General features: G+C 32.8%; 14 protein-coding genes. 13 read left to right on the forward strand and 1 reads right to left on the reverse strand.

Annotated elements, in window-relative coordinates:
* The first annotated feature begins 3 nt into the window (after positions 1-3).
* From AC2DGP_RS06380 to AC2DGP_RS06430, 11 genes are all read left to right on the forward strand, one after another.
* A complete protein-coding gene (locus tag AC2DGP_RS06380; RefSeq protein ID WP_484492178.1) occupies positions 4-1,089 on the forward strand; it encodes an ABC transporter permease in 1,086 nt (361 codons plus the stop codon).
* Positions 1,090-1,249: 160 nt separating this feature from the next.
* Entirely contained in the window at positions 1,250-2,581 is a 1,332-nt protein-coding gene (locus tag AC2DGP_RS06385) for a PhoH family protein (RefSeq protein WP_484492179.1), read from the forward strand.
* Positions 2,582-2,797: 216 nt separating this feature from the next.
* Positions 2,798-3,916 carry a DNA polymerase III subunit beta gene (dnaN, locus tag AC2DGP_RS06390; protein ID WP_484492180.1) on the forward strand — a complete coding sequence of 373 codons (1,119 nt, stop codon included), beginning with the start codon at positions 2,798-2,800 and terminating at the stop codon, positions 3,914-3,916.
* 114 nt (positions 3,917-4,030) lie between these two features.
* Positions 4,031-4,822: a hypothetical protein gene (locus AC2DGP_RS06395; protein ID WP_484492181.1), complete on the forward strand. Its 792-nt coding sequence runs from the start codon at positions 4,031-4,033 to the stop codon at positions 4,820-4,822.
* A 31-nt stretch (positions 4,823-4,853) separates the two neighbouring features.
* Positions 4,854-5,489, forward strand: coding sequence for an acyl carrier protein phosphodiesterase (locus AC2DGP_RS06400; RefSeq protein ID WP_484492182.1), 636 nt, complete (start codon positions 4,854-4,856; stop codon positions 5,487-5,489).
* A gap of 99 nt (positions 5,490-5,588) precedes the next feature.
* Positions 5,589-6,671: an AI-2E family transporter gene (locus tag AC2DGP_RS06405; protein ID WP_484492183.1), complete on the forward strand. Its 1,083-nt coding sequence runs from the start codon at positions 5,589-5,591 to the stop codon at positions 6,669-6,671.
* Positions 6,672-6,686: 15 nt separating this feature from the next.
* Complete coding sequence (locus tag AC2DGP_RS06410) at positions 6,687-7,865, forward strand: class I SAM-dependent methyltransferase (RefSeq protein ID WP_484492184.1); 1,179 nt, start codon at positions 6,687-6,689, stop codon at positions 7,863-7,865.
* Positions 7,866-8,062: 197 nt separating this feature from the next.
* Complete coding sequence (locus AC2DGP_RS06415; RefSeq protein ID WP_484492185.1) at positions 8,063-8,617, forward strand: acyl-CoA thioesterase; 555 nt, start codon at positions 8,063-8,065, stop codon at positions 8,615-8,617.
* Positions 8,618-8,744: 127 nt separating this feature from the next.
* On the forward strand, positions 8,745-9,536 hold the full coding sequence (fdhD, locus tag AC2DGP_RS06420) for a formate dehydrogenase accessory sulfurtransferase FdhD (RefSeq protein ID WP_484492186.1): 792 nt from the start codon (positions 8,745-8,747) through the stop codon (positions 9,534-9,536).
* 7 nt (positions 9,537-9,543) lie between these two features.
* The gene (locus tag AC2DGP_RS06425; RefSeq protein ID WP_484492187.1) at positions 9,544-11,841 is read left to right on the forward strand and encodes an FdhF/YdeP family oxidoreductase; all 2,298 of its coding nucleotides are present in this window, start codon (positions 9,544-9,546) and stop codon (positions 11,839-11,841) included.
* The gene (locus AC2DGP_RS06430) at positions 11,838-12,230 is read left to right on the forward strand and encodes a glyoxalase (RefSeq protein WP_484492188.1); all 393 of its coding nucleotides are present in this window, start codon (positions 11,838-11,840) and stop codon (positions 12,228-12,230) included. Before AC2DGP_RS06425 ends, AC2DGP_RS06430 begins: the two co-directional genes overlap by 4 nt.
* Positions 12,231-12,232: 2 nt before the next feature.
* Here AC2DGP_RS06430 and AC2DGP_RS06435 read toward each other — a convergent pair whose 3' ends face one another.
* On the reverse strand, positions 12,233-13,009 hold the full coding sequence (locus tag AC2DGP_RS06435) for a carbohydrate-binding family 9-like protein (RefSeq protein WP_484492189.1): 777 nt from the start codon (positions 13,007-13,009) through the stop codon (positions 12,233-12,235).
* Between the two features lie 198 nt (positions 13,010-13,207).
* On the opposite strand from AC2DGP_RS06435, the gene AC2DGP_RS06440 reads away from it, so the two are divergent.
* Positions 13,208-14,455, forward strand: a complete 1,248-nt coding sequence (locus tag AC2DGP_RS06440; RefSeq protein ID WP_484492190.1) for an acyloxyacyl hydrolase — start codon at positions 13,208-13,210, stop codon at positions 14,453-14,455.
* 156 nt (positions 14,456-14,611) lie between these two features.
* The gene (locus AC2DGP_RS06445) at positions 14,612-15,769 is read left to right on the forward strand and encodes an acyloxyacyl hydrolase (RefSeq protein ID WP_484492191.1); all 1,158 of its coding nucleotides are present in this window, start codon (positions 14,612-14,614) and stop codon (positions 15,767-15,769) included.
* The last annotated feature ends 12 nt before the right edge of the window (positions 15,770-15,781 follow it).

The following is a 15,781-nucleotide window of genomic DNA, read 5'->3' on the forward strand; positions in this document are numbered from 1 at the left end:
AGAATGAGCAGAAACTCAAATTCTCTTAGTCATACAGCAGTCCAGAAGTTCAAAGAAAGTACTTCTGGACTTTTGTCTTTTATCTATATCTGCATTTGCGGTTTTATTGCTGTATTTTGCTATGTCCTGAGTCCAGATAGTTCTAGTAACGCTAACCAAATGCATTTAGAAATGCATTCAAAAAAACCAGGTTTTACAACTACGATGTTGGAGATACCGGTAGCAAACGACCAATCATTTTTTAATTTTTTACTGTATGGAAGTAGAACTCCTGCTGTTGAAACACCTATTTCCGAATATCGCATAGATAGTAAACATCTATATGTAAAAGAACTTTCTAACAGAGATGGTATAGAACGAAGCTATCCGATAACTGACTTCCAACAACCAATTGAAACTTATATCAAAACGAAAACTTATTATTTTGGTACAGATCGTTACGGTAGGGATCTGTTGAGTAGAATTTTAATTGGTACTAGAATTTCATTTTTCATCGGTTTTATTGCTGTATTCATTTCACTTATTCTTGGAATTAGTATTGGAGCTACGGCCGGTTATTTCGGTGGTAAAATCGATGCATTTGTTATGTGGTTGATCAATATTACCTGGTCCATTCCAACCTTATTGTTAGTGATCGCCATCACATTAGCCTTAGGAAAAGGTTTTTGGCAGGTATTTATCGCTGTAGGAATGACTATGTGGGTAGAAGTTGCCAGAGTGGTCAGAGGACAAATTCTTAGTTCAAAAAAATTACAATATGTAGAAGCAGCCAAGGCTTTAGGCTATTCAGACTTTAGAATTATTTTCAAACACATACTCCCAAATATTATGGGCCCAATTATCGTAATTTCTGCGGCTAATTTTGCAGGAGCAATCCTTATCGAAAGCGGCTTGAGTTTTCTAGGAATTGGTGCACAACCTCCTACACCTTCTTGGGGAGGAATTATCAAGGATCACTTTAATTATATCATTTTAGGAAAACCTTACTTGGCCATTATACCAGGTGTGGCCATCATGAGTTTGGTGATGTCATTTATGCTTATCGGTAATACGTTGCGAGATGCCTTAGATGTTAAAAGCAAATCTTAATTTTTTTTCGATCTTCCCCGATTCTTAAAGCAACTGAAAATCAAATAGTTCTTTAAAAACCCTATAAGTTATTAACAAAAATGTCTAATAACTTATTTCCTCATTAGTGTTGGTCATACATAAACATCGTTATATTTAATAAGAAAATACGAATCAAAATATGACTAAAACCAACACTACTAAGATATTTGTATTGGACACTTCAGTACTTTTATTCGATCACAACGCTATTAATAATTTTCAAGACAATAATGTAATCATCCCAATTACAGTTTTGGAAGAATTAGATAACTTTAAAATAGGGAACGAAACAAAAAACTTTGAAGCCAGAGCTATCATTCGATTTTTGGATAAAATGTCTGATAATGGCGGCTTAAACAATTGGATTCCTCTTGGAAAAAATAGAGGGAATTTAAAAATCGCTATGGTTACCTCTGATTTAAAAATAGATGCTGAATCTGTTTACGGAGCTAAAAAAAACGATCATAAAATTATCAATGCTGCTTTAGAAGCAAAACAAAATTACCCTAAAGCTCCGGTAACACTTGTTACCAAAGACATCAACCTAAGAATCAAAGCGAAAGCCATTGGCTTAGCAGCAGAGGATTACCTTACAGGAAAAGTAACAAACATCAAAAATATCTTTGAAGGCGTAGCTGACTTAGATGATATAGATCCAACATTTATTAAAAACCTTTACAATCATAGTAAAATTGATGAAGCTGGTGTGTTAAAAGATTCTAAATCAGCAAATGGATATTACATTTTAAATAAATCCTCTGATTCAGTTTTGGCTCGATACAATGCTAAAACCAAACAGGTTGAACGCGTTGAAAAAACTTACGCTTATGGTATCAAACCAAAAAATGCGGAACAAACTTTCGCCATGGATGCTTTGTTAAATGAAGATATAAAACTTATTGCTTTACAAGGTGTTGCTGGTACAGGGAAAACACTTTTAGCGCTAGCCTCTGCCCTTGAACAGAAAAACAGATTTGACCAAATTATATTATCGAGACCTATTATACCTTTAAGCAATAGAGACATAGGATTTTTACCTGGAGGAGCAGATGAAAAAATCTCACCATATATGCAACCTCTATGGGACAATTTAAAATTTATTAAATCTCAGTTTAGAGAAAACGAACGTAAGAGAAAAGTTCTTGAAGATATGGAGTCCAGTGGATATCTATCCTTAACAGCATTAGCATTTATCCGCGGACGAAGTTTGAGTAATGTAATGTTCATTATTGATGAGGCCCAAAATTTAACTCCTCATGAAATAAAAACAATCATCACCAGAGCAGGTGAAGGAACCAAAATAATTTTTACGGGAGATATTAATCAAATAGACACACCGTATATGGACGAACAAAGTAACGGTCTATCTTACCTAATTGATAAGTTAAAAGGGCAAGAATTATTTGCGCATATCAAACTTGAAAAAGGAGAACGCTCTGAACTTGCAAACTTGGCAAATAAACTATTATAGGAACTTAATTTTAGTGGTAGTTTTACTCAGAATAAAAAAGGCAAATGTTTTTAACAATTGCCTTTTTTTTGTTCAAAACATTTCTTTGCATACGTATCTAATTATAATATATTTGCTAGGCATCATTATTATAAAATAAAAAATAGCATTCTAAATTTTATTTATTTTTAAATAGTGATTATAACCTACACAACGACAGAATAAAACATACTGAAAATGAAATTTATAGCATCAAGTTCACAATTATTAAAACAGCTTCAAATATTAGGTGGCGTTATCAATAGCAACAACACTTTGCCTATTTTAGATAATTTTTTGTTCGAATTGAAACAAAATGAATTGACAATTTCTGCTTCGGATTTAGAAACTACCATTACATCAACTATTGATGTAGAATCGGAATCTAATGGAAGTGTTGCCATTTCTGCTCGTTTGTTGCTAGACACACTTAAAACATTCCCAAACCAACCGTTAACTTTTAAAACGGAAGACAATAATACAATTGAAATTAGCTCTGAACAAGGTAAATACGATATGGCTTACTTTAGTGGAGAAGAATTCCCAAAGACCATTTCTTTAGACAGTCCTAGTTCTACGATCATTCCTGCATCTGTATTAGGTTCTGCAATTTCTAAAACAATTTTTGCTACTGGAAATGATGACCTTAGACCAGTAATGAGTGGTGTCTTTTTTCAGTTTAGCTCAGATAATTTAACATTTGTAGCTACAGATGCTCACAAATTAGTAAAATATACTAGAACGGATATCGTTGCCAATGAGGCTGCTGAATTTATTATGCCTAAAAAACCTTTAAATCTTTTGAAAGGAATCTTAGGAACTAATGATATGGATGTTACGATAGAATACAACAACACAAATGCAAAATTTGTTTTTGATAATATTGTATTGATCTGTCGATTAATTGATGGAAAATACCCTAACTATGATGCGGTAATTCCGAAGGAAAACCCAAATAAATTAACCGTAGATAGAGCTTCTTTTTTAAACTCTACCAAACGTGTTTCAATTTTCTCTAGTAAAACAACACACCAGATCCGATTGAAAATGGCTGGTACAGAATTAAATATTTCTGCAGAAGATATTGATTACGCTAATAAAGCAGACGAAAGATTGAACTGCGATTACCAAGGAGATGATATGCAAATTGGTTTCAATTCTCGTTTCTTAACAGAAATGTTAAGCAACTTAACTTCAGAAGAAGTTTTGATTGAAATGTCACTTCCAAATAGAGCAGGTATTTTAACGCCTGTTGATGGTAACGAAGAGGGAGAACAAATTACCATGTTAGTGATGCCAGTAATGCTTAATAGCTAACTCGATTAATATAAGAAAATACAAATCCTATTAACACAAGTTAATAGGATTTTTTTATGCCTTCGATTTTAAAATTCAAATAAATCTGTATCTTCATTCCATAAAAACTACGTCATGAAAAAGTTACTTATACTATCTACCATACTCATTTGCAATACAATAATTGCTCAAACCAATTCTGAAAAGGAAAAAGCAGCATTAGCAAAAGCTACACAAAATCCGCTAGCAGCCATGTACAGTTTACCTTTTCAAAACAATACCACATTCGGAAACGGACCACATAAAAGACCCCAAAATGTAATGAATATTCAACCGGTAATTCCGGTTAGTTTGACCAAAAATTTAAACCTTATTAATAGGGTAATCATGCCTATCATAACCCAACCTGATACTTTTGAAGACAAAAGCAGTACGGGCCTAGGTGACACTAGTTATTCTGCTTGGGTATCTCCAAAAAAAGCTGGAAAAATTATTTATGGTGTTGGACCGGCGCTTCAAATACCAACTGCAACAAACAGTAACTTCGGATCCGGTGAATTTGGTATTGGTCCTTCATTAGTTGCCTTAACTATGATTGATAAATGGGTTGCAGGACTTGTGACTAATAACGTATGGACGTTTGGGGATGTTGCCGAAAATAAATTTTTATTTCAATATTTTGTCAACTACAATTTACCAAAAGCATGGTATTTAGTTTCTGGACCGATTATCACAGCAAATTGGAACGCTCCAAGTGGTGAAAAATGGACAGTACCCGTTGGAGGAGGTTTCGGTAAAGTATTTAAAATCGGAAAAAGGCCAATCAACTTTAATGCACATGTATACTACAATGTAGAACGCCCTACTGGTTTTGGAGAATGGCAAACAAGATTTCAATTACAGTTCCTATTCCCTGTTAAAAAATAAAATAAAGTTCATGCTGAAAACCTAATACGGCATGCTTTTATCGTATATTTCAATCATGAACTTTCTTGCACATTTATTTTTAGCAGAAAACCCTGAAGGAAAAATCGGAAATTTTATAGCAGATGCTGTCAAAGGATCCAATTTCACCCATCTCCCTATTGAGATTCAAAGAGGTATTATCCATCATAGAGCGATTGATACTTTTACCGATTCTCATGCTATCGTTAAACAAAGTAAAAGAAGACTTCATGATAGGTATGGCCACTTTAAAGGGGTGGTAATAGATATTCTATATGATCATTTTTTAGCAAAAAATTGGTCTAACTACTCCAACACACCTTTAGAGGTATTTGCTGAGGAAACCTATAATTTACTCCAAGAAAATTTTGATATTTTACCCGATAGAACACAATATCTATTGCCGTATATGAGAGAACAAAATTGGCTGTACAATTATAGAACTATCGAGGGAATTTCTCAAATTTTATGGGGAATGAATAAAAGAACTAAAGGAATTTCTAAAATGGATTTAGCAAAAGAAGACTTATTGCTATATTATTCTGACTTTAAAGAAGATTTTGAATTATTTTTTAAAGATCTCAGAGAATTTTCTAAACGATATTTGCAAGAGAAACAAGCTGATCAAGTGTTAACGAACCTGAAATGACTTGTAATTTTAAAGTTACGTTTTAATAGAATTTTACTAATATTGTAGCCTTAGCAGTTTATGTATATATTTGATAAACTGAATTGAAAACAAAACGCTATGGATGCAAAAACGCTTTCTAATGGAATCATTAGAGCTTTATTAGTGATCGCAGGTACTATTTTATTTTTATGGTTCTTGTATACAGTACAATCAGTAATTGTTTATTTAGTTATCGCGGCAGTTATCAGTCTAATTTCTAGACCGTTTATGCGATTTTTCAAACATAAATTAAAATTTCCAAATACAGTAGCCGTGGTAATCACCATGTCGTTTTTTTTGGTCATCGTTTTAGGGCTCATTGGAATGTTTATACCTTTGGTTTTAAAACAAGGAGAAAACCTATCCTTATTAAATACTGCTGAATTTAAATCAACTGTTGAGCAAATATTTCAAAAAGTAAATATTTTTTTCTTAAACAAAGGAATTGATGTTTTTGACGAACTGAAAAACTTTGATCTTTTAGCTCAAATGAAAAGCATTCCTGATATTTTTACAACGATTATTGGAGGTATCGGTTCCTTAGCTATGGGATTGTTCTCGGTTTTATTCATCACATTTTTCTTACTCAAAGACAGTAAAATAGTACACAATAGCCTATTTGCATTCATCGCAGATTCGCATGAAGAAAGAGTTGAAAAATCCCTTGATACCATCAAAGAATTATTATCTAGATATTTTCTTGGACTTGTTTTTCAGATAACAATCCTGTTTATTATTTACACTTCTGTATTATTAATTTTTGGTATTGAAAATGCCGTGGTGATTGCATTTATATGTGCTTTATTAAATCTTATTCCGTATATCGGGCCCTTAATTGGAGGGGCGCTCATGTTTATTTTAACAATTACAGAAAACCTAGACTTGAATTTTCAAAATGAGACACTGCCCGTTACCATGTACGTTATGACGGGATATTTAATTGCGCAGTTAGTTGATAATTTTTTCAGTCAGCCTATCATTTTTTCTAAAAGTGTAAAATCTCATCCTTTAGAAATATTCTTAGTAATTGTTATTGGAGGACTTATGTTTGGAATTATTGGAATGATCGTAGCAGTACCAACGTACACAGCTATTAAAGTAATTTTGAAAGAATTTTTATCAGAAAATAAAATTGTAATGTCTCTTACAAAAGACTTATAACCAAGAGCTCTCTAAGTGAACAATCGAATTATTTCTACAGAGGTACAAGATTTTATAAATCAAAACTTAAAATCTGATCTAAACAAACTTATCTTAAAAGGGAGTCCTTTTAATGATATTTCTATACAAGAATTGGCGCAACAAATTGAAGCTAAAAAAAAAGCAATCAAAAAACTTCCGCTATGGGCTGAAACAAAAAGCATTCTTTTTCCACCAAAGATAAATTTAGAACAAACATCCTCAGAAACAACTGCAGCATATAAAATTCAATTAATCTCAGGAGAATCTATTATTGACCTCACCGGTGGATTTGGAATCGATTGCTCCTATTTTTCTAAAGTTTTTAAAGAAGTTCATCATTGTGAGATGAATGAAGAATTGTCAGATATTGTTACGTACAATAATAAAATATTTGGGTATAAAAACATCATAACACATAAAGGAGATAGTCTAAAAACCTTAAAAAAACTAGACACGAAACATGATTATATCTATGTAGACCCCTCCAGGAGACATGATATAAAAGGTAAAGTTTTTTTACTCGAAGACTGCGTTCCAAATATTCCTCAAAATTTAGACTTTTTATTCGAATACACGGATAAAATACTGATCAAAAATTCTCCTATTCTAGACATCACAAGCACCATAAACGAGCTAAATAATGTCAAAGAAGTTCATATTGTTGCTGCACAAAATGAAGTTAAAGAATTTCTTCTCTTAGTTGAAAAAAATTATTCAGGGTCAATAAAAATTACCACAAAAAATATTTTAAAAACCAATCATCAAGATTTTTCTTTTGATTACAATCTAAAAACAACCTCTGAATACGCTCAACCAGAATATTTTCTATACGAACCCAATGCTGCTATTTTAAAATCTGGTGGTTTTCATGAAATATCTCAAACCTATCAAATTTCAAAACTACACCCGCACACACATCTATACACTTCGGAAAAATTAATCGAAAATTTCCCAGGAAGAATTTTTAAAATTAACGAGGTATTAAACTATGACAAGAAAAAATTAATAAAACTTTTCCCTGAGAAAAAGGCAAATATCACCACTAGAAATTTTCCAGAAACAGTAGCTCAAATAAGAAAAAAAACAAAATTTAGAGAAGGCGGTGATCACTATTTATTTTTTGCTACGAATCTTGAAAATAAAAAAATCGTCATTTCTTGCTCTAAGGCCTAACAGCATATTTTTTAAAAATTATTCAATAAAAACAAAAAGAACAGTTATAATACTGCAAAAAAACAGGTTTAAAAATCTGATTTAGTAAATATTTCGTAATTCTTTTTTTGATTTACATGAAAATTTATCACAATTGAATAAAATAAAACATTAAGTATATATAATACGTATTTTTGCAATTCATAAAACTATTAAGTATGTCAGCAAAAGTAAAAACATCAAAGGAGTCATCTGTTACCATCACAGAATTAATGCTTCCCTCTAACTCAAATTTTAGTGGAAAAATTCATGGGGGTTATATCCTAAATTTAATGGATCAAATTGCTTTTGCTTGTAGTTCAAAATATTCTGGTAAATACTGTGTAACAGCTTCTATTAATACGGTAGACTTTTTAAATCCTGTGGAAGTTGGAGAATTATTAACTTTAAAAGCTAGGGTGAACTATGTAGGTAGAACCTCTATGACGGTTGGTATTAGAGTAACCTCAGAAAACATTCATACTGGAGAAATAAAGCATTGTAATTCTTCTTATTTTTTAATGGTTGCTAAAAATGAAGATGGTAGTAATGCTGAGGTTCCCAAACTAAAACTAACCAGTAAAGAAGGTGTGAGAAGATTCATACGTTCTTTGGACAGATTAAACATGAAACGTCAAAGAAAACAGAACTTTCACAAAGACGAATTTTCTTATGAAGAATACCAAGAAGAAATAAAAAAACACAATGTAATCATTGAGTTAAAAGATAATTAAGCAAAAAAGGATAGTTTTAAAACTATCCTTTTTTGTTATTATTCAAAGCTGACTTTTATCACAATATGGTCAAAATACAGTCTACATACAACCTCTAAAATGTGTAATTTTACCAAAAAGGTAAATTATGCAAACATCTATTTATAGGAGTTTAAAAAAACATGCGGAGCAATCCGTAGAAATTGACGACTATCTCGTAGTTGAGGCTCCCATAGAAATACAGATCAACTCTAAACCATTTACCATGGTGATGAGAACTCCTGGAAATGATCTGCATTTACTTAGAGGTTTGTTATATGCTGAAGATATCTACAAAGGAAAAACAGCCTTACAAGTTATCAGCTCTGACACAGACAAAAATGGTTTTACCAAGATTAATGTAGAGATTAAAGAAACAGAACTTGGCAGTGCCTATCTAAACAAACGTTCTTTATTATCCGTTTCCTCTTGCGGAATTTGTGGCAAGCAAGAATTAGGTACTATTTCTCATCAGCAGAAACCACTAGGCCAATCCGCTCAACTTAATTTTTCTAAAATTCCAGAAATGTTTGACACCATGAGATCAAAACAACACACTTTTGATCTCACAGGAGGCTCGCACGCAGCTGTTGTATTTGATAAGAATCATGAATTCCTTTGTTTACATGAAGATATCGGAAGACATAACGCGGTGGACAAATGTATCGGAGAGCTACTCAACACTAACAAACTAAAACAAGCTACTTTTATGCTTGTCAGCGGAAGAGTTTCTTACGAAATAATCTCCAAAGCCTTTTTTGCAAAAATTAATACTATTGTTGCCGTTTCAGCTTGCTCTTCTTTAGCTGTTGATTACGCAAAAGAATTTGGAATATGTCTCGTTGGTTTTTCTAGACAAGGTAAATCCACGGTATATTCAAATCCTTCCAATATTTTATAATACTTCAATGACACAAAAAAAGACAAATGCTCAAGCTCCAGAAAAGTTAACTGGAATAAAACTATCAGAAGTACCAAAAGTATCTGTGGGTCCTAAAGCTATAAAATCTGCTTTAAGCCATATCAACAATGAAGTTGGTATGATCAAAGGTATTGGATTATTGTCTAAAATAAATCAAAAAAACGGTTTCGATTGTCCGGGGTGTGCTTGGCCAGACCCAGATGAAAAACGTGCTTTTTTAGCGGAGTATTGTGAAAATGGAGCCAAGGCTATTGCAGAGGAAGCTACTAAAAACAGAGTTTCACCTCTATTTTTTGCAACACATTCCATTGACCAATTGGCCAAACTTACCGATTATGAATTGGGTAAAAAAGGACGTGTTACGCACCCAATGTATCTAAAAGAAAGAGCTAGCCATTACGAGCCAATAAGCTGGGAAGAGGCATTTAATTTAATTGGAAAATCATTGCAAAAATTAGATTCTCCGGATGAAGCTATTTTTTATACTTCTGGCCGAACAAGCAATGAAGCCGCTTACCTTTATCAATTATTTGTGCGGCAGTATGGAACAAACAATCTCCCTGACTGCTCAAACATGTGTCATGAATCAAGTGGTGCTGCTTTATCAGAAACTTTAGGTATTGGTAAAGGCTCTGTTACCCTAGATGATTTCAATCATGCAGATTTGGTTATTGTAATAGGTCAAAACCCAGGGACCAACCACCCTAGAATGTTGGCTGCTCTGGAAGGAACTAAGAAAAATGGAGGAAAAATAATCAGTATCAACCCACTAAAAGAAGTAGGTTTGGTAAACTTTAAAGATCCCCAAAAGCCATGGACTTGGCTTGGAAAAGGAACGGAATTAACTGATCTATTTTTACAGGTAACCATCAACGGTGATGTTGCTTTATTAAAAGCAATTCTTTTTCTTTTGAATGAAAAAGAGAACAAAAAACCGGGAACTGTTTTTGACCATGAATTTATAGAAAAAAACACACAAGGATTCGATGCTTTTATTGAAGATATCAAAACCCAAAACATAGAGGAATTAATCGCTCAGTCTGGTGTTTCAAAAGAACAAATTTTGGAAGCTACAGAAATGATTGCTTCTCAAAAGAAAATAATTATTTGTTGGGCTATGGGCCTAACACAGCATAAAAATGGAGTTGACAACATTAGAGAAGTTGTAAACTTATTACTTTTAAAAGGCTCAATAGGTAAAAAGGGAGCTGGAACTTGTCCTGTACGAGGGCATTCTAATGTGCAAGGAGATAGAACTATGGGGATTTGGGAAAAACCTCATCCGAACTTTCTTACTAAACTTGAACAGGAATTTAATTTTGAAGCTCCTAAACATCATGGATTTGATGTGGTAGAAGCCATTGAAGCTATGCATCAAAACAGAGCTAAATTCTTTTTAGGAATGGGTGGAAATTTCATTTCCGCAACACCAGATACAGAATTTACTGCTCAAGCATTAAGAAATTGTGATCTTACAGTTCATATTTCTACAAAAATCAATAGAAGTCATTTAATTCATGGTAAGGAAGCCTTAATACTCCCTTGTTTAGGACGATCAGAAAAAGACCTACAAGCTTCTGGAGCACAATTTGTAACCGTAGAAAATTCTATGGGAGTTGTTTCTAAATCCGCAGGACATTTAAATCCATTATCTGATCAATTAAAAAGTGAAACCGCTATTGTCGCGGGAATCGCAAGTGCGACCCTTAAAAACTCAAACATCAAATGGAATGAATTTGCCAATAATTATGATTTAATTCGTGATAAAATTGAAAAAACAATTCCTGGGTTTGAAAATTTCAACCAAAGAGTAAGAAAACCTGGTGGTTTTTACCTTCCAAACAACGCGAGAGAAAATAATTATTCGACAACCAAAACTGGGAAAGCTAACTTCTCTATAAATCAAGTTTCTGACATCAAAATATCTGAAAATCAATTTTTGATGATGACGATCAGAACACATGATCAATACAATACAACCATTTACGGTTTAAACGATAGGTACCGAGGTATTCTTAACGAAAGACGCGTAGTTTTAATGAATCCTTTAGATATGGAAGAAATGAATCTACAACAAAAAGATTTAGTAACTTTGACTAGTCATTTTAACAATGAAAAACGACATGCGAATAAGTTTTTAGCCATTGCATACGACATACCTAGAAAATGTACTGCTACGTATTTTCCAGAAACTAATGTTTTAGTTCCCATCCAAAGTAAAGCTAGAATAAGCAATACACCGGCCTCTAAAACTGTTGTAATAACCATAGAAAAAGAATCATGAATCAAACAAGAGATCCTTTCCTTTTAAAATATAGACCCGAGATTAAAAATGCTAAAGTTTTAAAGAATAGTTCTCCTGTCGAAACATTCCAAAATATCACTTTACGTCCCATCATAAAGTTTCAACATTCCTTGCTATTTTTAATTCTTAAAAATTATTTAGTCAATATTAAATTTGACACGAAAGAAGCATCTCTAGAAAAAACAACAAATTTCATCTCAAAAGCATTACAAACTAACACACAACTTAATTTACAAGTTGTTCATAGTATTACCGGCTTATTTACAACAGAGGAATTTGAATTTTATGCAAAAAACACAAAAGAAATAAATAAAAGAATTCTTCAAATTTGTAAAGAACGTTTCCTTACCAATCTAGACGCTCTTTAAATTTATTTTTCGGGAGAAAATTCTAGGACCCCAAAACGGTTTGAATTGTGAACATCATCAAGATCCTTTATAGGGAATAGAGTGCTTACAACTCTTCTTTCCCCTTTTACTTCATTCCTTCCTTGTCGTAACACTTGAAAAGTCCACTTTGTTCCAAGCTCCGCTGGATGATACCAATCCATACCCCAAAAAGAGACCAAAGGAATAGCCATCTCCATCGTCCAGCCATTATCAATGTCAGAATTATCATTCAAAGTACCATTAATAATTACGGCTCTTTTAAAATCAGGATTAAATCCTTTCACAACACCTGGTTGTCCTTCATAATAATCTTCAATAAAAACAATATCATTCGCAGTTTTAAATAAATTCACCTCAAAAGCAAAATGAGATTTATTTGCCGTGGGGGTCGGGGTAATAAATAATTCTGCGCAGTCATCATAATACGGTTGTCCGTCTTGTTCAGTAGCTCTTGCCGTTATATATTTATCTTCCGCTTCATAAAACAAGTACAAATTCTTATCATCCCACAGCATCCTAAACTTCGTTTTTTGGCGATCAGATTCTTTTTTTATCTCATAAAAATTATCCAAACTAACCACTACTGCATCCTCCCAAGTTTTTTCATCCATTTTCCCATCAACCTCAATTTTCTCAGAACTTTTCAACATACGATAAGTATCTATTGCACTTTCAGAATGATGATCTTTTTCTTTTTTGCAAGAAAACAATATAAAAGTTAAGACAAATAAGGGTAAAACTTTTTTATAGGTATACATAGATATATTTTTTCGAAGTAAATATAAAGTTAATTACGGATGTAGTTCAATTCATTTTATTCAAAAAAAAATATTTCATCTAAATTCAAGGTTATATTTTTCTAAAAAAGGATTAAAATATAAACAATAGCATACCCAATAATTACTACAAAATTTCATACTTTTGAAAAAAATTTAACACTATTTAACATTATAACTATGGAAGGCTTTGAAACAAAAACTTCAACACATTTCAATAAAAAAAGTTTGGTTAAAATAACGGTCCTCAGTATCATATTTACTTTATCAATAGGACTTACAGCTTTTTCTCAAAAGAAAAAAGAATTGATCAAATATGAAGATGTAAAGGACATTGAAAACTATGGTAATTATAAATTCTTTGAGGTAATTGGTCATGGAGGAAGTCATTTTTATTCTGGTCAAACTTTAGATGATGCACTTTCCAACGGATATGGAGCGTTAGAATTAAGGTTAGGATGGAAAAATTCGGATCCAGAACACTGGAGTAACAAATATTATAATTCTATGAGTTATGGTGTTGGTTTCTATACTGGATTTATTGGTGACCCTGCCGTATTAGGAAACCCGAATGCTTTATATGCCTTTGCAGATTTTCCTATTGGTAGACAAACAGCTGACAAAAAAACAATTTGGAAATTTAGTCCAGCGTTAGGTTTAACCTATAATTTAGTGCCTTACAATCCTTCTGAAAACCCAACAAATGATGCAATTGGAGCTAGTTTTGCAGTATATATTAGTTTTGCTGGAAAAGGAGAAACAGCATTGACAAGAGATATGGATATCACTTATGGATTAGATTTTACTCACTTTAGTAACGGACGTTCTTTTATGCCTAACTATGGTTTAAATATGGTTGGATTCAATACAGGTTTAAAATATCATTTCAATTCAGCGCAAAAAAGAATTACCAGAGATCCATATTCAACAAAACAATTACAAGCACGATACAAAAGATCTCCTAGTATCCCTGTTGAAAAAGACCCTAGCAATCAATTCAATATCTTAACTTCAATCGGTACCGTTCAAAATGGATTTGACGAGAATCAAAATGGCGGAGACCCTGACAACAGATATTTAACTTTTTCTGGTTACTTAGAATACAATCATTCCTTTGATAGAATGCACGGTTTTAGTGTAGGTATTGATTATTTTTATGATGAAAGTTTAGTAATCACAACTCCTGATGAGCTATACATGTTTGGATACCATGTTGGATACGATTACACCTTTTGGAGATTTACTGTAAAAACCCAATTAGGAGGTTATTTTGGAGACGATAAAGGTAAAGGACTTCTATGGGCAAGACCCGGATTGCAATATAAAATCAATAATTGGTTAAGTGGACATGTTGCATTAAAAACTCGAAGAGGCTTTGCTGCTGACTGGGCTGAATTTGGTGTTGTATTCCACCCATTTAAATGGTAAGAGAAAAGAAGAAACCGACAATTTATTAAACAAAAAAGGACATATATTTACTATATGTCCTTTTTTTTTATAATCCTAGGAAGTAATGGTATATTTGGGTAAAAGGTTGAATAATTGCTAAAAACAAAACTTTACATCTTCCCGTTCCCCACAATCATGGTGACTTGTTGTTTTCTACTAACACATAAAATAGCAGCACAAGACATCTACAACGGATCAGATTCTTTAACTACCCAAACTGGTGACTTTAGATTTATAAGTTTAAAAACGCATGTTGGAGCTCATTTTTATACAGGAAAAACCCTCGACGATGAATTAAAGGATGGCTACAGATCCATTGAATTTAGATATGGTTGGCAAAATAGCAACCCAGAACACTGGACTAATAAACATTATAATGGAGTAAACTATGGACTGGGAATTTACACGGCTTATATAGGCACGCCAGGTGTCATGGGTACTCCAACAGCAATTTTTGGATTCATCAACTTCCCTCATAAAAATATCAGTTCAAGAACACGAATCATTACAGATGGAGCCCTTGGAGTAACCTATGATTCCAACTATTACCACGTTACAAAAAACCCCAGAAATGATGCTATAGGAAGTCCTTTTTCAGTTTATGTTAATATTGGTTTGGGATTAGAATCCATACTAACTAGAAATATAGATATCATATATGGCTTAGATTATACCCATTTCAGTAACGGACGTCTAACGGTACCGAACTATGGATTAAATATGCTTGGTGTAAACCTGGGATTGAAATACCATTATAATAAAGATGCAAAAATAAATGACACTCAAATCTCACAGGCTAGATTTAAGAGATACAAAAATACGCCTGCTCCAAAAAACATAAAACAACGTTTCAATGTTTTAAGCGCTTTTGGAACGGTTCAAAACGGTTTTCAAGAAACAGTGAATAAAAGCCTCGAAACGGATCGATTTTATACATTTTCAGGATATATCGAATACCAACTTAATTTCAACGTAAAACATGGACTCGATGCTGGTCTTGATTTATTTTATGATGGAAGTTTAGCTAACTTGTATAGTGAATCCGAGGACAGGTACTTATATGCCTATCATTTTGGTTACAACTATACCTTTGGGAAAATGTTGTTAAAACTAGACTTAGGAGGTTATATGGGACCAAACGGAGACAAAGGAAAAGAAGCCATATGGTCTAGAGCAGCCTTACAATACAAAATTGTAGATTGGTTTGGATTACACCTAGGCTTAAAGACCAAACAAGGTTTTAGTGCTGACTGGGCTGAGTTTGGCTTGATATTTCAACCCTTTATATGGTAAAACTCCCCAATA

Source organism: Flavicella sp. IMCC45537 (assembly GCF_057197705.1).